Raw genomic sequence first — 19,688 nt, 5'->3', positions numbered from 1 at the left:
CAATTAGTTTAAGCATGGTTTTGTTGATGTTTTTTTACCCTCGGGCCTGTACACAAAGAAACGCACGGCATAAAACAGCGCTCTGACACGAGCGCTTTTAATCACGATTTCGGCATCTATTGACTTACATCGGTACTTGCTTACATCGGCATTTAAACTGGCTCACCGGCTTCGTCTTCATCGACGATATCCGTTTCAAGGCTCGCTTCATCAAGCCAACGCTGCATGGCCGGGCTATTGAGCACTTTTTGCTGATAGCTCTGCGCCAGTGGCGAAAGTGTAATTTGATAGGTTTCAAAGCGCAGTGCGAGCGGTGCGTACATGGCATCGGCTATTGACCATTCTCCAAACAGAAATTGCTCTGGGTACGCGGCCATTTGCTCACTCCACATCGCATCAACCCGTTCGATCTCTTTCAGCGCTTGCTCGCTCAAATTAACCCGGCGTTTAGCGCGGCAGTTCATCGGCATTTCACCGCGCAAGGCGAAAAAGCCCGAATGCATTTCACACGCCAGCGCGCGTGCTTTGGCGCGTTCGGCCACAGACTCAGGCCACGCTTTACCATCGAGCACCACTTCATTGACGTATTCTAAAATCGCTAATGAATCCCACACCGCGATGTCGCCATCAATCAGTGCAGGTACTTTCGCCGCCGGGTTTTTATCTTTCAGCGTGGCGTAAAATTCCTCACTAAACAGCGCCAATTTTTCAATCTCGACATCAAGCTCACACTGGGCAAAGATCAACCAAGCACGTAACGACCAAGTCGAATAATTCTGGTTACCGATATACAGTTTCATCTGCGTTTCCTTATGCTTCTCATACCTTGAGTAGTGAGCATAGCGGTATCGATGCGCCGCGACTAACAGATAGTTTTGATAGCAATTATCAATATTTACGATGGATGGTGACCACACCGATGAGCCCATCGACCGATGGGGAAATATCCTAGCTTTTGCTGATAAGGGCTTGTTTTATCTGCTTCAAAACGCTAGCTTGGAACCCTACCCACCGCTTATGTTGAGCTGAGTTATGGATATCGAAGCGCTACGCAGTTTTCTCGCCTTTGTTGAAACCGGAAGTTTTACGCGCGCAGCAAAACAGATCAATCGCACTCAATCGGCGTTTAGCGCCCAAATGCGTAAATTGGAAGACGAAATTGGTGCGCCACTGTTTGAGAAAGATGGCCGCAATTTAATGCTCAGTGAAGCTGGCATTCGCTTGCGCTCGCACGCCAAAAATTTGGTCAGCTTTCACGACAGCGCCCTTAGTCAGATGCAGAAATTCCAAGCCAAAACACCGCTGCGACTCGGTTGCCCAGAAGATTATAACGATGCGGTATTGCCGGTAGTGATTGCCGCGTTAAAGTGCGCCGCGCCGATGTGCTCGATTCAAATCTACAGCGAACCCAGTGTCTCGCTAAGGCAAAAGTTAGATAGCGGTGAGCTTGATGGCGCGATTTTAACTCGCTCACCAAATAGTGAAGAAGGCTATTGGCTAACGGCGGATCAAGGGGTGTGGATCGCCGCGCCAGATTATCAGATGAATTTCCATCAACCGCTGCCGCTGGCATTGTTTCAATTTGATTGTAAATACCACGCTGCGGCGATTGATTCACTCACCAAACGCGGCGTCGACTACCAACTTCTGGCCTGCTGCAACACCGCCTCTGCGCAGCGCGCGATTGTACGCCAAGGTTTGGCGATTGGCGCAATGGGCAAACTCAGCGTCAGCCCTGACCTGCGCATTGTTGAGAATATGCCGCCGCTGCCTGCGGTCGATGTGGTCCTCGCGGTGGGCGCTAAGCCCCATCCACTGCTAAGCGACGAATTTCTCAAACAGCTCAGCGGTAAATTTCGACTGCGCAAGCCGCAACTTCACCTGGTGTAGTGCTTACTGATGTAGTGCTTACTGATGTATAGCTTGCCCGTCTAGCGGCTTTCCCCTTTGTGTTCTTCTACCCTTGACGCAATCAAACTTAAGGGTAGTCACTTTACCAAGTGAACCTTAGGGGAAATGACCACATCAGAAGGTGAATTGCGGCGCCCACCTGCTGTTCGTGAGCCGGCCTTGGGGCTATCGCTCGATTATTTTAATTATCATTAATGAGTTTTGTATGGTTTGGATTTTATTTACCCTCTTTGCCGCCTTCTGCCAGGCGTGGCGTAATGCACTGCAAAGTACTTTAAGTAAACAATTAAATATCATCGGCGTGACATTGTCACGTTTCTTATGCGCCAGTCCGCTGGCGCTGATTTATTTGTTGGTGCTGTATCAAGTGGATGAAGCGCCGCTGCCCGAGCTCACCACTCAGTCGATCGGCTTTGTGGTTGGCGCCGCGGTGATGCAGATCATCGCCACCGGTTTGATGGTGGTGTTGTTTAAACAGAAAAATTTCGCCATTGGCGCAGGGCTAGCCAAGTGTGAAGCGCCAGTTGCCGCGTTGCTTGGCGTGCTATTTTTTGGCACCACGCTGACTTCTTGGGGCTGGCTTGGGGTATTTATTGGCGGCGTCGCGGTGGTGATTTTAAGCTCGCCAGGCAAACTGAACCAGTTGTCACTTAAGACTGTGATGATTGGCCTTGCCTGCTCAAGCGCTTTTGCCCTCACCTCGCTGTGGGTACGCGAAGCCAGCTTGAGCCTGCACCTGCCGTTTCCACACAGCGCGGCTTGGGTGCTGTTTAGCGTGATTACTCTGCAAACCTTGCTGCTCACTGGCTACTTGCTGATGCGCGATCGCGCCACGCTCAGCGCGATGTTTGTTCATCGCAAACGGGTCATGCTGACCAGTTTGATGAGTTTTTTGGGCTCACTGGGCTGGTTTAGCGCCATGTCACTGCAAAGCGTGCCGTACGTGAAAACCCTCGGCCAAGTTGAGATCTTCTTTATGATGCTGATTTCGGCGCTGTGGCTGAAAGAAAAGGCGCGCCGTAAAGACATGTTCGCGCTGTGTTTAGTGGGCATCGCTGCTGTGCTGGTGATGTTTCATTAAGTGTTAACCCAAGAAGCTTAATCCTTGAATAATACCTGAAGCTGCAAATTGCGGGGTGCATTTTTATTCATTTATCCATAGTATGTGTTTGATATAAAAATAATCACAACAAACACAACATGGATACGAGAATGCTCAATAAAATCACCCAGCTGTTCCCAGTTTGGGCGGTGGCGCTGTCTGCCATCGCCTTCTTTCAACCCGAGCTGTTTAGCGGCTTAAAAACCTCCATCGTGCCACTGCTGACAATCATCATGTTAGCCATGGGCTTAACCCTCAGACCACAAGATTTTGCCAACGTGCTGACCAATGCTAAAGCGGTCTCGACAGGCGTGGTGCTGCAATTTACGGTTATGCCACTGGTAGCACTAGCCATCGCCAGCGTGCTCGGTTTTGATCCAGATTTAACCGTGGGCTTGGTGTTGGTCGGCTGTGTGGCCGGCGGTACCAGCAGCAACGTGATGTGCTTTTTAGCCAAGGGCGATGTGGCGCTCTCTATAACCATGACGGCAATCAGCACCTTGCTGAGCGTCATTTTTACGCCGTTTTTGGTCGAGCTGTTGGCAGGCAAAGCCGTCGACATTCCGGTCGCAAGCATGATCCTAAGCTTGGTTAAAGTGGTGCTGGTACCGGTATTAATCGGCATTGTGCTCAATAGTTTACTGCATAAGCAGATCGCAAAGGTGGAAGCCGTTCTGCCTTTGATTTCGATGCTGGCGATCATCACTATCATCGCCATTGTGGTGGCACTCAATGCGGGCAAATTAGTTGAAGTTGGCCCTATGGTTGCCGTTGCCGTGGTGCTGCACAACTCAATTGGCCTTGGCGCCGGTTATTTGATCAGCAAAAAGCTCGGTTTTGAAGAAAAAACCTGCCGCACTATCGCCTTTGAAGTGGGCTTACAAAACTCTGGCCTTGCCACCGCACTGGCGATGAAGTTTTTTGCCCCAACCGCAGCGATTGCTGGCACCATTTTCTCGGTTTGGCACAACATCAGCGGCTCCCTTTTGGCTGGCTTCTGGTCAAAACGTCAAGCACAGCCTAGTGCGAAACTCGCCTCCGAGGCGTAATGCTCACGCTTTGCTCAAAGCGCTCCTAAGAGAGCGCTTTTTTATGCGCTAAAGAAAACCCGATAAACCGCTTTACTCGGCGTACACTGTCAGGCCTAAAAGCAAAGTCACACTGGCACGAAAGTCAGAATTTGCCTCAATCTAACCGCTTTAATACGAAACGCTTGCACCGCTTATCTTTGCCAGCGCATACTCTAGGTTGATTCACCCGTAAGCGGCTCAAGCTGTTTTCCCGTCAAAGAGAAACGAGTACCTACATGTCAGATAAAAACGTTAAATTCATCGCCGCCGATATGGACGGCACCCTACTCAATGAACACGGCCAGCTCGACCCAGAATTTTTCGAAATTTTTCCAAGATTAGAACAGCACGGCATTATCTTCGCCGCCGCCTCAGGACGCCAATATTACAGCCTGCTCGATACCTTCGCCTCAATTCAAGACCGCATGATGTTTGTGGCTGAAAATGGCACGTTTGTGATGCATCAAGGTAAAGAGCTTTATAGCTGTACGTTAGACAAACAAGACGTGGTCGAAATCATTACCGCCGCGCGCCAAATCGAAAACACCCACATTGTGCTGTGCGGCAAGCAATCAGCCTATATCGAAACCAACGATCCACAAGCGGTCGCAGAGGTCCAGCACTACTATCATCGCTGCGAACGTGTGGCGGATCTGCTGGCGGTCGAGGATGAATTCGTTAAAGTGGCGCTATGTAACTTCAACGGCACCGAAGATAACGTCTACCCAAGCATTAATGCCAAGTTTGGCGAGCGCCAAAAAGTGGTGGTGAGCGCAAAAATTTGGCTTGATGTGATGCATGCCGATGCATCGAAAGGCGCGGCAATCAAACAGCTACAATCACGTCTTGGCTTTAGCTACGAGCAAACCATGAGTTTTGGCGATTATTTCAATGATGTGGAAATGCTTGAGGCCAGCTATCACTCTTACGCGGTCGAAAATGCCCACGAAGGGGTGAAGAAATTCGCCCGTTTTCGCGCCCCAAGTAACCGAGAAAGCGGTGTCCTTACCGTGCTTAAAGCCTATTTGGATAAACTAGAATAACCTCTCTAAAGCCAGCCATTCGCTGGCTTTTTTATTCTATTCTCCATCGCACATAAAGTGTGCGCTGTTTGGTACGATGCAGAGCATTCGCTGGCGCTCTGCCTCATTTGGAGCTTCAAATTGAGACCAAAACAGTGCCAGCATTTCAGGCGTCATTTCAAACGCATCCTGCTGCGGCCCTTGCTTAATTGTTTGGTTACGCTGCTGGGCACGTTCGCAGCACAGGGCATAATCGCTGTCGAGATAGACAAATTGGAACTCAAGTTGCTGCGATATCGCCCAGTGTCGAATCGACTGACGATCGGCGTGGCGCCAAAAACCAAAATCGAAAATCACTGGCACGCCAAGTTCGAGAAGCGCCAAAGCCTGACGTTTAAATAGCTCGGTGAGCAACTCGATGCGCGCATCAAACACGGCGCGTTCCATATGTTCGCCATACAGCGGAATCATCCACTCATCGAGATTATATCGATAGCCTTGGCTAAGCGTTGCCAACTGTTTTGAGTAGGTCGTTTTGCCACTGCCGATAAAGCCGCAGATAAAATAGATTTTCGCCATACGGCCTCCTAGCCAATCGCGATGCGTATCAAGCAGCAATTCCTGCCGCATCAATTATGCACTCTGGTGCACAAACAGCAAGTACGTCAGCTAATTGGTCAATATCTGGCGGATCAACCAGCGTGGTTACTGGATGCAATCTGTCTACTCAAAGAAGGCGCCATCACTCAAGCCTATGTGCAACATGATGGCGTTAAGGCAGCCGAGCTCTTTTATCAACTGCTGATGCAACTCGACAAGCAGCCGAGCGCTTAGCCAATCATGGTTAATTGATTGATCTTCAGTGAGGCGACCGCTTGCTTGGTGGCCGCGGAAAAGGCTTGAAAATGTTCTGAAGCAATGTGTGATTCAAGTGCGGCTTTGCTTTCCCAGCGCTCGATAAACACCAGCACTAAGGGGTTTTCGTTATCTTGGTGCAGCACATATTCAACACAACCGGGCTCGATTCGAGTCAGGTCGATCAGCTGTTGAGCCTCGGCTTTGACCAATTCAAGTTGCCCGGGTTTGGCCTCTAGGGTGGCCACCACCACTAACGCATTGAGCATAATAATCCCTCATAACTTATTGATGATGGGTCAATTATACCGACGCGCGTTGATGGCTGATGGTGGCAATGTCAAATCTTTGCTTTGGCTTAAGCTTGAGAATTCGCTTAAGCTTGAGAATTCGCTTAAGCCTTTGAATCAGCCTCGATTTGCTGCTGCCAAACGTCGATGGCACGCTGGCCGAGATCCATTCCTAGCTGATACGCCTGCTCAAGCGGTTCCACTTCTCGACTTAAACGCTTAAGTTTAAAATCTTCTGGCGGGCAAAACTGCAACACTTTCACCCCTTGCGGCGGCGAAGCAATCAAATCAAGAGTTTGATTGTAGCGCAGATGGCGCGTTAGCATCGGCTCGATAAGCCCTGGCGTCTCGCGTAATAAACGCCTGGTTAAGCCGCGCCACTTAGGGGCTGGCTTGCGATAAGACTCAGGGCGGCTGCGCAAAATCATGATGTTTTTAGCCCCCGCATCGATCGCCGCTTGCAGAGGAATCGAATCGGCCACGCCGCCATCCACATAGCGCGTACCATCGAGTTCAACGCCGCGGCGGTATAAAATCGGCAATGCGCTGCTAGCTTTCATCGCTTCGGCAACCTGATCTGCAGACGGGGATAAATACGCCGCCTGACCGTCACTTTGGCGCGTCACCGTAATAAACAAAGGGCGTTTTTCCGCGTTCAACGTCTGTTTATCAAGGCCAAGTTCGCGCAGTGAAATTTCCCACATCCAATCCAGATCCATCAAATCGCCGCCGCGAATAAAGCGCCCGGGTTTGATGAAGTTTTTACGGCAACTGTAGTCGAGATACACTTTGAGGTTACGCCTCGGCATGTTCGCCAAGTAAGCGACTAAATTATTCGCGCCAGCCGAGACGCCCCAGAAACTATCAAAAGGTGAGAATTGCTGCGCGAGGAATTGATCCAGCACGCCACACGAAACAATACTGCGCATCGCCCCGCCCTCGACGATTAATGCGTTAGGTCCGACAACCACATTCCTCTCCTTGTAACATGATGATTATCAAACACTTTACACCATGATAGCGCCAGCGCCAATCGCTGATTTTCAAGGCGCTAAATATGCTATACTCGCCGTTTTAAAAGCCACTTCCCCTTGCGCCATGACCGATCATCTTGTTGAACTGCAGCACATCTATCTGGAAATCCAAGCCGAGCGCTGGCAGCACATCGAACGTTTTTTTCTTCCTTACGTCTGTTATCGCGAGCATTACCTGACCAGCCAAAATAAACCCGATTGGCAGATAGCCCGCGCCCATGCGCCGAAATCCCAGCGTTTAATCGCGAGTGGAGAACGCGGTCAACTGGAACCTTTGGTGCCCTATTCCTCAGTGATTGGGCTACTCAAATCAAAGGCGCGCGAAGGCGCTTTGTCACTTGAGGATGTGCAATCGCTACTTGACCAGTTTCTGCATTTGGTGGTGATTTGCGAGGCAGAATTATCTGCATTAAAACTCGCGGGATTGAGCGCGAACATGCCGCCAAACTGGTATCGTTCCCTAAATCAAAAACCAAGCGTAAGATTTGAACAAATTGGCAGTGAATTTAGAGATTTATCTATATGAATTTATTGATATTTTTTGACGACCAAAATTTCACCGCACAAGCTCATTTTCGAGCCAGATTAGGATCACATTCTGAGGCGCTTTTTCAGCGTTTTTATTGCATTGCTAAAACGGTTCAGCAATCATTACCCCAGTTTGCATAACCACGGTAAATAACACCATGACCAACCGAGTTTGGGTCACCGGCGACGCCGTTGTCGACCTTATTCCTGATACTGAAAATACCTACTTAAAATGCCCAGGCGGCGCTCCAGCTAATGTCGCAGTCGCCATTGCGCGCTTAAACGGTGATGCGGCGTTTTTTGGCCGTGTCGGTCAAGACCCTATGGGTCGTTTTATGAAAACCACGTTAGAACATGAACAGGTCAATACCGAGTTTATGCGCCTTGATGATACCCAGCGCACCTCAACTGTGGTGGTCGATTTGGATGCAGGCGGCGAGCGCAGTTTTACCTTTATGGTCAAACCAAGCGCCGACCAATTTCTGCTGCCAACGGATATTCCGGCGTTTAAGCCCCATGAATGGCTGCACGTTTGTTCCATTGCACTGGCCAATGAGCCAAGCCGCAGCAGCACTTTCCAAGCCATGCGTGATATAAAGAAAGCGGGCGGCTACGTCAGTTTTGATCCGAACCTGCGCGAGGAAGTGTGGAGCAACCCAAGTGAACTCCTTGATGTGGTGCGCGAAGCCATTGCCCTTGCTGATGTGGTGAAGTTCTCAGACGATGAACTGCTCTATCTCACGCAAACCGACTCGCTTGAGCAAGGCATTGCCGCACTTGAAGCGTTTAACAATACTTTGGTGCTGATCACCCAAGGGGCGAAAGGATCAATCATTGTGTTTGAGCAGCAGCAAACATTAGTGACGGTCGAGCCAATTAAACCGGTCGATACCACCGGCGCTGGCGATGCCTTTGTTGGCGGATTGCTAGCTAAACTGGCGGCGCAAAACCTATGGGCCGATCGCGATACGATTTTCCTTGCAGTCAAAATGGCCAACGCCTGCGGCGCATTGGCGACCACCAAAAAAGGCGCCATGACGGCGCTACCGACCCAAAACCAATTACTGACGTTTCTTTAGCCGCGTCGATACGCTTTGAGAATGCGATGTAAAAATACGCGCTGAGAGCCTTGATTTGCTGATTAAAAAAGCCCAAGCATTTGCTTGGGCTTTTGGGTTTAGGCGCGATGAATTATCGCTTATTCAATCATTGCTTGGCTAGGCGGTGGCTTCATTCGCAAACGGCGCTTTTGGCGCTTTGAGAGTTTTCAGGCATGCATTAACATCGCCGCCGAGTACCGACATACAGGTAGACTGCTTTGAAGTAAACACTCGCGAGGTCATCACGTATTGGCCTTGATTGATGAAAATCTCCACCGAGGAGGTGTCGGCCAGAATACGCAGTTCAATCAAATCGGTGTCGATATCGACTTCGCGAATCACATCCGCCGCACGATTGAGTGTTTCGCTGCGATCGAGTATCAGCTGATGCGTCTCAGCATTCGCTTTGATCACCAATTGATGGCCATCCCCTTCAAACAAGTTGAGGCTTTGTCCCCACTCCAGCGTTAAGCTGAGATCAAAACTTTGCACTCCAACATCGTGCAGTGCTTCAGTTAAGACCACGCTTTGCTGAGTCTCGATCAAGCTTTCAAGCTCACGAATCGGGTATTGGCGCACCACGCCATCTCGATAATCCAGCTGACGAAAACAGGTCAGCTGATGCGCCCAACCTTCATCACTTGACGGCTGATCGACTTCGTCAGGCAGCCCCATCCAAGCGCATAAAATGCGGCGACCGTCTGGCGCTTGCATGGTTTGCGGCGCGTAGAAATCAAAGCCGTAGTCAAGTGCTTGAAAATCGCTAAGCTCCAGCGTAATTTCATCACCAAACTGCGCTTTCGCCAAACCATTATGATGACCAATGGTGTGATAAGGACTCTCAAATTCAATGCCTTGTGGGCAGAACATCGCAAAGTCTTGACCGCCGAGCTCAAACATATCTGGGCATTCCCACATATAGCCGAAGTCACCCAACTCTTGACCAAACAGCCCTTGATAATCCCAGTGTTTGAGATCGCGTGAGGTATACACCGCAAGGCGTCCTTGCAGCTCAGTGGTTTGCGCGCCAAGCACCATCCACCATAGTTCGCCGCGTTTAAACACTTTCGGGTCACGAATATGTTCAGTCACACCCGGTGGCAAACCTTCAATAATTGGCCCTTGCTTAACCAGTTCGCCATCGCCTTTTGCGATCGCAACACATTGCGTGGTGTGCCTATCGCGCTGCGGGCCAATTCGCGTATTGCCAGTATAAAAGGTGTATAAGGTGTCGCCTTGGCTGACGCTGTGGCCGGAGAACACTCCGTGGCTGTCAAACCACGCAGATGGCGTCAGCGCCACGCGCTGCCACGTCCAATTCACCAAGTCGTCGCTGGTCAGCAGCACCCAGTGTTTGTCTTTGTGTTCACAACCGTACGGATACCACTGATAAAACAGGTGATACTGACCATTGTGATAGATAAACCCGTTAGGGTCGTTAAGAAGACCAATCGGCGGCGAAATATGCCAGCTCGGACGCCACTCACTCTCAATCGGCGTTTGATACGCTTTAGCGCGATGCTTTTGCAGCGCCGCCAACGTCTGATCAAGTGCTAATGCTTCATCAAAGGTCAAATCCGCTGGGCGGCGAAAGACCAATTGCGTCTCGCCCTGCACTTCGATGGTTTTGATAAATTCGGGCGCGTTTGGCTCCTCAACATCGTGTTTTACTTCGATAATGAGTTTGTCATCAGGAAGAAGCACTCGGGCGATATTTTGCACACCGCCGCAAAGGGAAAATATTTGCTGAATTGACATCTCAATAACCTATTGTTCAAAGAAATTCTTAATGGGAACGTTTGCAAAAATAACCGATCACGCTTTTGCCAACAAGTAAAAATGCTGTGATGGGTGAATTAACCTCGCCAATCACAGCCATAATCAAACTAAAATGATTCAGCCGACGTAAACGCCGGCTGAGTGGCAAGTCCGTTAGAACCAAGTTTCCATTTGCAGTGCAAACACGGTTTCACCGCCGTTACCCATGGTGGACGCATCCGATGCCAAACTCACAGCGTAGTTGTCTAAATCGCTGCTCCAGTCAACATAGCTCACAGCAAAACGCAGCTCTGGGCGGTCAAAGAAACCCGCAGAAGTGGCAAGTTTCACCGTTGGTGCAAGCGTGACCTTATAGAATGAACCTTTGGCACTATCGACACTGTTATCGAGATCCATATATTGGTAAGAACCTTCGTAAACCATTTCAAAGTTCGGGTTAAACTCTTGCGCAAGACGCACATTCGCCGACGCCCACAAGAATTCGTCGTTGTCTTTGATGCGATCTTGGCTGTATTCCGCCATCACCGCTGGAGCAATGCGCCAGTTGTCGGCAAACTTGGTCACCCCGTAGCTAAATACACGTACCGCTTTGGCATCGTCATTTAAATCGGCGTTTGAACCAATCCCTTTCAGGTTTGCACCCAGGCCAGAGCCCACTAACACACCCGATTTTGAAAACCCGTCCGCAGCGCCATAGAAGCTGCCTGCGTGGTAAGCCAGCAAACCATGCACACCATTTTCAGCACGCTTGGTTGGTGAGTCTGTGGTGACATCTTGGTCTGAGTTATCTTTGGCTTTCATGCCGCTTAACATCAACTGCCAATTGCCAAAGTGGTTGTTGACCGTGGCGATGTAGTTTTCGACATCGGTGCTTGAGCTATCGATTTCCCCAAAGTCACGACCGTAAAGCGAGAAGTTGGCTTTCCAGTTGTCACTCAGTTGCACGTCGTACAGCCCTGCCCCGGTTCCGGCAAGGAACACGATATCTGAGTCAAAAAAGTGAATATCGAAATTGTCGCGGTCAAAGCGTTTACCCGCCCAAATGCTGGCGTGTTCAAACGCACCGCTAAACCAGCTCAGATCAGACAGTTCAGTATAAAGCTGACGCACGTTTAATTGGCTATCGGTCGCGGTCCACTCGTTGTTGGTTTCTACGCTGTCGGCCAGCATGATTCGGTAGTACGCCTTAGAACCGTCTTCAGCAACGCGATTGTGAATCAAGTTGGCTTCCATATAGTGGTCATCTTCCAGACCAAGACGTCCAACCGGTGCGCCAAGATCGCCGGCCGCCGTCATGTAAGGGCCTGTTCCGGTCGCGCCGTTTAGACTATCTCCAACCAGCAGACCAGAGCGCGCATAGCCATGAAACTCAAAGCTGGATGCGTTTTGCTCGGCTTGTTTGGCCACTTGTTCCGTTTGTGATAGACGCGCTTCAAGTTCGGCAATTCGCGCTTCAAGGTCACTGGTCGAGGCATTCGCAAAGCTCATTTGTGGCAAAGCAAGTGCAGCGGTACAAGCAAGACATAGGGTTGTTTTTTTCATTATTATTACTCCACATTCATGGTTTTTTGTTATTTCGAAATTGGGCAAACGTTCCCGAAATAAGGCATCAATGTGGACGGTTAAATGGTGGAACAGACATCAACCACTTAACTTCGACTCGGCAGAAACAGGTGGTTCACCTGTTTCCGATTCCCGTTGCGAGCAACTATAAATCCATTTTCGGGAACGTTACCAAAAATAGTTGCAATATTTTTAATTGGCTCACGAATTGAGGTTGAAATGAGAGCTGGAGATTAAAACTGCATGCATATAAAAACGGCGTATCGAGTGTGCGATACGCCGTTAAGACAGAGCTCATGATTAAAATTGAATGCAGTGGCTTAAGTGATTAGCGACTGGCTAGCAGGTCTCACGCGTCACGTTTTGGAATGTCAGCACCACTTTGCTCATCAGTTGTGGCTCGCCGCTAATTAGGTTTAGCAGCAATTTTGCACTACTTTCCCCTGCTTTATCAAAGGCATAGTTAAAAGTGGATAAGCTTGGTGACACCACAGACGCCAGTTCATCGTTACCCACGCCGAGCACTTTCACCTGCTCGCCGATGGCAACGCCAAGCTCTTTAAGAGCTTGAATCGCGCCGATGGCAATCCGGTCGGTAGCGCAAAATACGCCGTCCACTTGCGGATATTGCTGATACAGCGCTTTCATTTGCTGATAACCGGACTCAATGGAAAATTTGCCGTGACTGTGAAACAGCAGCGGTGAGCTTTTGGCGTCTAGCGCTTGAATCAGACCATCTGAGCGCAGTTTGTCGACCGACAAATCCGAGGCTTCGACACCAATAAAGCCGATGTTTTGACAGCCCTCAGCCAACAGACGATTACCCGCTTCATAACCCACGCGCACATCATCATGGACGACGCTGGGAATGTTAAACAATGAGCCATCTTGCCCCACCAACACCACTGGCGCTTGCGAGCGCTTGATCGCCGCTATCAAATCGTCATCAATGTGGGTGGCGTAAAAGATGATCCCTTCGACCCGTTTTTGGTTAAACAGCTGAATGAACTCAATCTCTTTTTGGCTACTCTGCTTGGTATTGGCGAGAAGCACATGTTTGCCAGCTTGCTCAAACACCGCCGTCAAACCGTCAACACCCAGCGCAGTAGCATAAGAAGAGACACGAGGAACAATCACGCCGACCAAATTGGTCTTTTGTGATTTCAGATCTTTTGCAACCTGATTGACCACGTAACCGCACTCTTCAACCGCTTTCATCACTTTGATCTTGGTCGCCTCTTTGACGCCATATTCGTTGTTTACCACTCGGGAAACCGTCGATTTGGAAACACCTGCCAATCTTGCTACATCATGTAGACTTGCCATGGTTCGCTCTCAATTAGTATCTTACTTGTTCGTACCGCTAGGAAATTATCAAATTGGTAAAGAAAAGCTACTGTTTCGACAGAGATTTACAAAATGTCAGCAGATCCTCGTCACATAACTTTGCAATATGTTTTGACCGAAAATGAGAAATGACTAGAATTCGGAATTGCAAACGTTCCCAAAGGCAATCAATTTAAGACAACAACTATAATGCCGAACACCAAACGGGGTATGGAATGAATTATCCAATAATTGCAAAACAGCTGCTCGAGCTACTAGGCGGTAGAGATAATCTACAAGCTCTCGCCCACTGTGCCACTCGTCTTCGTCTTGTCGTCAAAGACGATACGCTTATCGACCAAGAAGCGATCGAAAATCTTGATGGCGTGAAAGGTCAATTCCAAGTTGCCGGCCAATACCAAATTATTTTTGGTTCTAGCGTAGTCAATAAAGTGCATGCCGAAATGGTCAAGCTGACCGGCATGGGCGAAATGTCGACTAACGATGTCGCTCAAGCGGGTGCCAACAAACAAAATATCGTTCAACGCGCGGTGAAAGGTCTGTCGGATATTTTCGTACCGATCATTCCTGCTATCGTCGCCGGCGGTCTGCTGATGGGGCTATTTAACGTCCTCACCGCTAAGGGTTTGTTTATCGACGGTCAATCGCTGATTGAAGCCAACCCAGGCCTTGCTGACCTTGCCAGCATGATCAACACCTTTGCCAACGCACCTTTTGTCTATTTGCCTGTACTGCTGGCGTTTTCCGCCAGTAAGAAATTTGGCGGCAACCCATTTTTGGGCGCAGCGCTTGGTATGTTGATGGTCCACCCTGATCTTCTTAACGGCTGGGGCTTTGGTAGCGCCAGCGTACAAGGCACGGTACCAACGTGGAATATTTTCGGCTTTGAGATTGAAAAAGTCGGCTATCAAGGCTCGGTACTGCCGGTTTTGGTCAGCGCGTTCATTCTTGCCAAAGTGGAAAATGGCCTGCGTAGAATCGTCCCTGCGGTACTGGATAACCTGCTTACCCCGATGCTAGCGATCTTCATCACCGGTTTCCTCACCTTTACTTTGGTTGGCCCAGCGACGCGCGATATCGGCTTCCTACTCGGTGATGGCCTAAACTGGCTGTACGACTCAGCAGGCTTTATCGGCGGCGCACTGTTTGGCTTTATCTACGCACCGTTTGTTATCACTGGCATGCACCACAGCTTTATCGCCATTGAAACTCAGCTTCTGGCCGATATCACAACCACTGGCGGCACGTTTATCTTCCCAATCGCGGCCATGTCTAACGTCGCGCAAGGCGCAGCAGCACTCGCCGTCGCGTTTACCACCAAAGACGTCAAACTTAAAGGTATCGCATTGCCATCGGGTATCACTGCCCTACTTGGTATCACTGAACCTGCCATGTTCGGCGTGAACTTGAAACTGCGTTACCCGTTTATTGCCGCCATCATCGGCTCTGCGGTTGCAAGCGCCTTTATCACGCTGTTTAACGTCAAAGCGCAAGCCCTTGGCGCAGCAGGTCTACCAGGCATCATCTCTATCGTGCCAGATAAGATCAGCTACTACGTGATTGGTATGCTTATCGCGTTTGTCGTTTCGTTTGTCGTGACACTTGCCCTTGCGATGCGTAACGGCCTTAAAATCGGTAAACAAGCGACCGCATAATCGCTTCCCCCTCGCATCATTTTTTGATGTTTAGCGCCCCACCGGGGCGCTTTTTTGATCTTTATTTTTGGTGGTTTTGCGAGCTTTTTGCTATCTGCGATAGCGGAGTGCTGTTTTGAAGTTGTTTTATGATGCGCTAACGCTTCTTCGATTTCTTTGCCATCTGTGATGGCGAGTGATTTTTTGTGAGGTTGTTTTATGATGCGCCAACACTTCTTCGATTTCTTTTTCATCTGCGATGGCGCACCAGTCACTGTTTGCTGGCACAAAGAGTAACCAGAAATGCCTTTTGTACTCTGATGTTGTCCGGCACGGTTTTACGCGTTCCCGACGCGGAAAACCTAAAAATTCATCCATGAATTTTTGCCTAATTGATTGGGGTTATTGATTAATGAGTTTTTGGACAATTTTATTTCAGACATTTTGCTAATCTAGCATTTTACAGAGTACTTATTGTATTGCAAAGCTCTAGTCAAGTGGTAAAACTAAGTCATCCACTACAATCTAACTGTCCGACTTACTGGCATGAAGACTCTGATTTACAAGGGCGCGATGGGTGTATTTCACCTTTGTAAATCAGGTTCTGTCTGTGCACGGTTCAAAGGAATAAGCAACGAACGAAGAAGCAATGAAGCGAGTTCTAAAGTCCGACTAGACGTAAGACATTAGGTTTATTAACGATACTAACCCTGCTTGAAACTGAGAATAACATAACCGTGCAGCGCATCAATTATGGGAAAGGTAGAATATTCTTTTGAACTACCTCGATTTACTACTAAGCTGTTAGAGTTTTCGCCGCCAAACAATGCTTTGGCGCAGCCCACTTTAACAAACAGGTTTCGTTGAATAGGTTTAGCGACCTTAATATTGCTGTCTTCAAACCTTTAAGTCTATACGCTTAAAATGGAGGCATTATGGATGATAAATGGTTATCTCTGACGGCAAATAAATGGAGTCTTGTCATACACGAAGTTACGAACACGAGCGCGACTCTATGGTTTGGTACTCTTTACCATAATCTCCGAAAACCAGATAAAGTCAGTATCATTATTACCAAGAATGATGATACGAAAGTCAAAACCCTCACCATTAAAAAATCCGATTGGGAACGTCCGTTCAAGGACATCACAAGTCAGCGATTCTACAAAACAAAGGACGTTAAGAAACTAGAGTCTGGGCAACGATACTGGATAAAGGTCGTCGAGCACTTACGTAATACTGCCACAGGTAATCTTGACGAAATACTCTTAGCTCGAGGTAGCTTTTGGACACTCCCGCAAGAGGTAAACAGTATAGATCAGGGTTTTACCGTGGCTCTAGGAAGCTGTTTTTTCGAGGAATACGATGGAGGTCAAGTCAGCACCAGCTACCAATCTTTAATAGCGAGTGATGAAGCTCCTGTGCGCCCTCATATAACCTTTTTAGCTGGTGATCAGGTCTATCTTGATATTGGTCTCGATTCATTAAGCCCCATCCCAAAAGAAGTAAGAGATCGAGTCGCTGATGATTATGCGAGTCAATGGCGAGGCTTGCGTAACGTACTTTGCCATGGGGGAACATGGTTTCTAGCAGACGACCACGAGTATTGGAACAACTATCCGTTTGTCGAAGGTTTTAACCCATTTATTCAGGCACTAAGAATCCCCAAGATCAAAAAGGCTTGGAAGAATACCGCACATGATGGCCTTGTGAATGTGCAGCGAGTTCAACCTGTAAGAACCTTTAAAATCGGTAACGATGTGTCTTTCTGCATTGCTGATTTGCGAAGCTTCCGAACTAAAACCCGAGTTCTTCCAGCTGCCGAAATAGAGACAATCTGTCATTGGGTCAAAGGACTAAAATCGCCTGGTGTACTCGTTTTGTCGCAACCCATAATTGAAAAAGAAGGCTCGAACTCCGATCGTAATTTTGTCTCGTATTCAAAAGACTACAATGTTGTTGTGAAAGCTATCCACGACGCCTCACATGATGTGCTGGTACTTAGTGGCGATATTCACTATGGTCGAATCTGTAATGTAGAGTTTGAGGGGCGCTCCAATCGCTTATATGAAGTTGTCTCTTCCCCTATGTCCAACCTAAGTGGCGTAAGTAGTGTTGCCGTCGCCAGGGCAGACAAAATCAACCGTCTTAAGTACTTTCCAGCAATTGATGTCAATGGCGTTACTAAAGCAGCAATCAACTATAACGCCCCATGGTCGGTAAGCACTGAATTTAAACTCTTTGATTTACGATATCTGCGAGAGCGAACAAAAGAGCATTTTATGACGCTGCGTTTCAACAAAATGGATTCTGGAGAGCTGACTGTCGAGGTGAGAGCATGGCTCTGCCGAGAGCAACGATCAGCAAACGGTTTACCGAAAGAAGACTGGAAAAAACCGGTTAAATTAATACTCAAATAATGTAGACCAGAGCATGTCGTCTCGTGTCGCACGGTAGAAGTTCACCGTGTCAATATGATGCTGTTGTGACTTAGTCGTTGATTATTGTGCGTTAATAACGTGCTAGGTAGCACATACAATGTTGGGAAGAGAAACATGAATGATGAGTACATAAAGGCGATCAAGAGTACTTATTTTTTTATCGTCGCGTTTTCGTTGTTTTCAGTGTCTCTAATTTTTGACCCTAGTTCTGACATAGACAAAGCTAGAAATGAATCATCGCTTATAAATAAAATTGTCGAAGAGCTAAGAATAAAGCGCGAAGACCACTTTAAATACCAAACGCTTTACACGGTTGGCAAAGAAGAGTTCGCGCCGTTAGAAGAAGATTTTTGCTCAAGTACCTCTATAGCACTCTCTTTCGAAGGTTTAGACATTACAAAAAGAGATGTAACCGGTAAGATCTTGCAACATGACAATGCTATATACCTCAGTCGCCTATACGTAAAGGATATGTTCGAGTTTCGAGATATATTTGCAGACAAGTTCGTCACAAGTAAAATTCAGCAAGTACGGCAAGCTAGCTTCAATCACTACAGAGAAGAAAGCAAGAATACACTCAGCGTTATAGAGACGATTGATCTTGTGAACGATTTACGCAAGCTAAGACAAATAGAGTTTCTACCGATGGCTAACTATGACAAAGCTATGTTAAGGCTCATACCGGTCGATAGTATCACCGGCACCGTTTTAGAAAACAGACTTAACGTAACAAAACTGGTAAACGTTAAACACCTCAATTCTACGACCGAGTGCTCTGTTAGACAAGCAAACTTACTAGAATTGAAAGACCATGTCGCGCAGAAGGTGAGCGGTAAAGTATTCAACCTCTTTGGCTATGTCAAACACAACATTCGCCGGGCCGCAGACTCAGCTCTACCCTACTTCTATGTTAGCGACTCGAAAGAGAGCTACATTATCGAATCAATCACTGTTCGTAATATCAAAGGCACAAAAGCTCGCTATCTTAACTTATTAACAAAGTACTGTGACACTCACGCTGAAAATTGCGACGAGCTGATGCTGTCAGGATCAGTAAACAACTTTGACACATTGCGTGATTACCAGAGCAAGTTGAAGTCTGAGAGTCTTGCTGATCTCGATAAGGTTCTAAATATACCGCTGCTCGACGCCAAAAAAGAGGTATCTCTCTTTGGGTTTGTGATTAATGCCAACATGTTCAAATCACTAGGGCCTAGCATTGTCCTGCTTATGATGGTCTATCTCATTTTGCACTTAAGAAAATTTGACACATTTATCCCGTGTAACTCTAACGTTCCGTGGGTCGCAACCTATCCAGGTTTCTGGACAGTGGTCATCAACATCATCTGCCTCGTTATTATCCCATTAACTTCCGCCTACTACAGTTTCAGCGTTAGCACGACCCCGGTTCCATGGTTCACTACAACGATGATGTTTACTCTATTCGCTGGTATTTACAACGTCGTGATCCTAAACAAAATAAAGAACACATTGCTCAGAGGAGCATCTCAAAGAGATCTCTAAAATGAACAGAATTCCTAATCACAACCATTAATGCGTTTTTGTGATTTCATCCTTTTATAAATGGGCCTTTGTATGTAAATGTACGCCCAAGAGACAAGCGTGCAAAAGCAAGGGGGCGAGACAAACAAGACGCCATTTTTCTTTTATGGTGAGTATATTTATTTAAGAAAAAGTGAGTCAAATGGCGAGGCTAGAAATCAGATTCAATCTCGCTCTAGCGCGCTTTGGAGCAGAAACGTTTTATAGAATCAAAGTTATTAGAAATAAACTAGGCAAAAATTCATGGATGAATTTTTAGGTTTTCCGCGTCGGGAACGCGTAAAACCGTGCCGGACAGCGTCAAAGATACAAAAGGAACTGGTGCGCTATCGCAGATAGAAAAGAAGTCGACGAGCGTTTAGCGCATCAAACCAAACTGCCTCACCAAACTATCCCAAAAGGCGTTTGCCTCCTTTTGAGCCAGCAAAAGGAACTGGTGCGCTATCGCA

At 48.0% G+C, this 19,688-nt stretch carries 18 protein-coding genes; 10 read left to right on the top strand and 8 right to left on the bottom strand.

Annotated features, from left to right (window positions below):
* Positions 1 to 152: 152 nt before the first annotated feature.
* On the bottom strand, positions 153 to 800 hold the full coding sequence (locus tag BLS03_RS16455) for a glutathione S-transferase family protein (protein ID WP_093276408.1): 648 nt from the start codon (positions 798 to 800) through the stop codon (positions 153 to 155).
* Positions 801 to 1,032: 232 nt separating this feature from the next.
* Here BLS03_RS16455 and BLS03_RS16450 point away from each other — a divergent pair, with 232 nt between their 5' ends.
* The 4 genes from BLS03_RS16450 (at position 1,033) to BLS03_RS16435 (ending at position 5,126) form a co-directional block, all read left to right on the top strand.
* Positions 1,033 to 1,890 (top strand): LysR family transcriptional regulator, encoded by an 858-nt coding sequence (locus tag BLS03_RS16450; RefSeq protein WP_093276407.1) that lies wholly within the window; start codon positions 1,033 to 1,035, stop codon positions 1,888 to 1,890.
* Positions 1,891 to 2,116: 226 nt separating this feature from the next.
* A complete protein-coding gene (locus BLS03_RS16445) occupies positions 2,117 to 2,992 on the top strand; it encodes a DMT family transporter (RefSeq protein WP_093276404.1) in 876 nt (291 codons plus the stop codon).
* Between the two features lie 131 nt (positions 2,993 to 3,123).
* Complete coding sequence (locus BLS03_RS16440; RefSeq protein WP_093276402.1) at positions 3,124 to 4,062, top strand: bile acid:sodium symporter family protein; 939 nt, start codon at positions 3,124 to 3,126, stop codon at positions 4,060 to 4,062.
* Between the two features lie 257 nt (positions 4,063 to 4,319).
* Positions 4,320 to 5,126: a Cof-type HAD-IIB family hydrolase gene (locus BLS03_RS16435; protein ID WP_093276399.1), complete on the top strand. Its 807-nt coding sequence runs from the start codon at positions 4,320 to 4,322 to the stop codon at positions 5,124 to 5,126.
* A gap of 36 nt (positions 5,127 to 5,162) precedes the next feature.
* On the opposite strand, the gene BLS03_RS16430 is transcribed toward BLS03_RS16435, so the two are convergent.
* Complete coding sequence (locus BLS03_RS16430) at positions 5,163 to 5,684, bottom strand: P-loop nucleotide/nucleoside kinase family protein (RefSeq protein WP_093276397.1); 522 nt, start codon at positions 5,682 to 5,684, stop codon at positions 5,163 to 5,165.
* A 21-nt stretch (positions 5,685 to 5,705) separates the two neighbouring features.
* On the opposite strand from BLS03_RS16430, the gene BLS03_RS25695 reads away from it, so the two are divergent.
* Positions 5,706 to 5,939, top strand: coding sequence for a hypothetical protein (locus tag BLS03_RS25695; protein ID WP_093276394.1), 234 nt, complete (start codon positions 5,706 to 5,708; stop codon positions 5,937 to 5,939).
* Here the strand turns inward: BLS03_RS25695 and BLS03_RS16420 are convergent.
* Complete coding sequence (locus tag BLS03_RS16420) at positions 5,936 to 6,229, bottom strand: putative quinol monooxygenase (protein ID WP_093276392.1); 294 nt, start codon at positions 6,227 to 6,229, stop codon at positions 5,936 to 5,938. The two genes, BLS03_RS25695 and BLS03_RS16420, sit on opposite strands and share 4 nt — an antisense overlap.
* A gap of 125 nt (positions 6,230 to 6,354) precedes the next feature.
* Positions 6,355 to 7,221 (bottom strand): patatin-like phospholipase family protein, encoded by an 867-nt coding sequence (locus BLS03_RS16415; protein WP_281241240.1) that lies wholly within the window; start codon positions 7,219 to 7,221, stop codon positions 6,355 to 6,357.
* A gap of 43 nt (positions 7,222 to 7,264) precedes the next feature.
* Here BLS03_RS16415 and BLS03_RS16410 point away from each other — a divergent pair, with 43 nt between their 5' ends.
* Complete coding sequence (locus BLS03_RS16410; RefSeq protein WP_093276389.1) at positions 7,265 to 7,810, top strand: hypothetical protein; 546 nt, start codon at positions 7,265 to 7,267, stop codon at positions 7,808 to 7,810.
* A gap of 160 nt (positions 7,811 to 7,970) precedes the next feature.
* The gene (locus tag BLS03_RS16405) at positions 7,971 to 8,891 is read left to right on the top strand and encodes an aminoimidazole riboside kinase (protein ID WP_093276387.1); all 921 of its coding nucleotides are present in this window, start codon (positions 7,971 to 7,973) and stop codon (positions 8,889 to 8,891) included.
* Between the two features lie 138 nt (positions 8,892 to 9,029).
* On the opposite strand, the gene BLS03_RS16400 is transcribed toward BLS03_RS16405, so the two are convergent.
* The 3 genes from BLS03_RS16400 to BLS03_RS16390 form a co-directional block, all read right to left on the bottom strand.
* Positions 9,030 to 10,670, bottom strand: coding sequence for a glycoside hydrolase family 32 protein (locus BLS03_RS16400; RefSeq protein WP_093276384.1), 1,641 nt, complete (start codon positions 10,668 to 10,670; stop codon positions 9,030 to 9,032).
* 174 nt (positions 10,671 to 10,844) lie between these two features.
* Positions 10,845 to 12,233 carry a carbohydrate porin gene (locus BLS03_RS16395; protein WP_093276381.1) on the bottom strand — a complete coding sequence of 463 codons (1,389 nt, stop codon included), beginning with the start codon at positions 12,231 to 12,233 and terminating at the stop codon, positions 10,845 to 10,847.
* 360 nt (positions 12,234 to 12,593) lie between these two features.
* Positions 12,594 to 13,580 carry a LacI family DNA-binding transcriptional regulator gene (locus BLS03_RS16390; RefSeq protein ID WP_093276379.1) on the bottom strand — a complete coding sequence of 329 codons (987 nt, stop codon included), beginning with the start codon at positions 13,578 to 13,580 and terminating at the stop codon, positions 12,594 to 12,596.
* A gap of 236 nt (positions 13,581 to 13,816) precedes the next feature.
* Between BLS03_RS16390 and BLS03_RS16385 the strand changes: the two genes are divergently transcribed.
* Complete coding sequence (locus BLS03_RS16385; RefSeq protein WP_093276376.1) at positions 13,817 to 15,256, top strand: sucrose-specific PTS transporter subunit IIBC; 1,440 nt, start codon at positions 13,817 to 13,819, stop codon at positions 15,254 to 15,256.
* A gap of 126 nt (positions 15,257 to 15,382) precedes the next feature.
* Here the strand turns inward: BLS03_RS16385 and BLS03_RS25420 are convergent, their stop codons facing one another.
* Complete coding sequence (locus BLS03_RS25420) at positions 15,383 to 15,613, bottom strand: hypothetical protein (protein WP_143015645.1); 231 nt, start codon at positions 15,611 to 15,613, stop codon at positions 15,383 to 15,385.
* Between the two features lie 557 nt (positions 15,614 to 16,170).
* Between BLS03_RS25420 and BLS03_RS16380 the strand changes: the two genes are divergently transcribed.
* Complete coding sequence (locus BLS03_RS16380) at positions 16,171 to 17,655, top strand: metallophosphoesterase family protein (RefSeq protein WP_093276374.1); 1,485 nt, start codon at positions 16,171 to 16,173, stop codon at positions 17,653 to 17,655.
* Between the two features lie 135 nt (positions 17,656 to 17,790).
* Positions 17,791 to 19,200, top strand: coding sequence for a hypothetical protein (locus tag BLS03_RS16375; RefSeq protein WP_093276371.1), 1,410 nt, complete (start codon positions 17,791 to 17,793; stop codon positions 19,198 to 19,200).
* The last annotated feature ends 488 nt before the right edge of the window (positions 19,201 to 19,688 follow it).

This window comes from Vibrio xiamenensis, from assembly GCF_900100015.1.
In the GTDB taxonomy this organism is placed as follows: Bacteria; Pseudomonadota; Gammaproteobacteria; order Enterobacterales; family Vibrionaceae; genus Vibrio; species Vibrio xiamenensis.
The sequence above is the reverse complement of the archived record's forward strand: the minus strand, read 5'-3'. Positions and strand labels throughout refer to the sequence as shown.

Bases quoted from the DNA above. Each gene is read 5' to 3' on its own strand.
- BLS03_RS16410 (WP_093276389.1), top strand. From the start codon at position 7,265: ATGATAGCGCCAGCGCCAATCGCTGATTTTCAAGGCGCTAAATATGCT.
- BLS03_RS16395 (WP_093276381.1), bottom strand. From the start codon at position 12,233: ATGAAAAAAACAACCCTATGTCTTGCTTGTACCGCTGCACTTGCTTTG.
- BLS03_RS16445 (WP_093276404.1), top strand. From the start codon at position 2,117: ATGGTTTGGATTTTATTTACCCTCTTTGCCGCCTTCTGCCAGGCGTGG.
- BLS03_RS16450 (WP_093276407.1), top strand. From the start codon at position 1,033: ATGGATATCGAAGCGCTACGCAGTTTTCTCGCCTTTGTTGAAACCGGA.
- BLS03_RS25695 (WP_093276394.1), top strand. From the start codon at position 5,706: ATGCGTATCAAGCAGCAATTCCTGCCGCATCAATTATGCACTCTGGTG.
- BLS03_RS16385 (WP_093276376.1), top strand. From the start codon at position 13,817: ATGAATTATCCAATAATTGCAAAACAGCTGCTCGAGCTACTAGGCGGT.
- BLS03_RS16455 (WP_093276408.1), bottom strand. From the start codon at position 800: ATGAAACTGTATATCGGTAACCAGAATTATTCGACTTGGTCGTTACGT.
- BLS03_RS16435 (WP_093276399.1), top strand. From the start codon at position 4,320: ATGTCAGATAAAAACGTTAAATTCATCGCCGCCGATATGGACGGCACC.
- BLS03_RS16375 (WP_093276371.1), top strand. From the start codon at position 17,791: ATGAATGATGAGTACATAAAGGCGATCAAGAGTACTTATTTTTTTATC.
- BLS03_RS16420 (WP_093276392.1), bottom strand. From the start codon at position 6,229: ATGCTCAATGCGTTAGTGGTGGTGGCCACCCTAGAGGCCAAACCCGGG.
- BLS03_RS16405 (WP_093276387.1), top strand. From the start codon at position 7,971: ATGACCAACCGAGTTTGGGTCACCGGCGACGCCGTTGTCGACCTTATT.
- BLS03_RS16390 (WP_093276379.1), bottom strand. From the start codon at position 13,580: ATGGCAAGTCTACATGATGTAGCAAGATTGGCAGGTGTTTCCAAATCG.
- BLS03_RS16430 (WP_093276397.1), bottom strand. From the start codon at position 5,684: ATGGCGAAAATCTATTTTATCTGCGGCTTTATCGGCAGTGGCAAAACG.
- BLS03_RS16400 (WP_093276384.1), bottom strand. From the start codon at position 10,670: ATGTCAATTCAGCAAATATTTTCCCTTTGCGGCGGTGTGCAAAATATC.
- BLS03_RS16440 (WP_093276402.1), top strand. From the start codon at position 3,124: ATGCTCAATAAAATCACCCAGCTGTTCCCAGTTTGGGCGGTGGCGCTG.
- BLS03_RS16380 (WP_093276374.1), top strand. From the start codon at position 16,171: ATGGATGATAAATGGTTATCTCTGACGGCAAATAAATGGAGTCTTGTC.
- BLS03_RS25420 (WP_143015645.1), bottom strand. From the start codon at position 15,613: ATGGATGAATTTTTAGGTTTTCCGCGTCGGGAACGCGTAAAACCGTGC.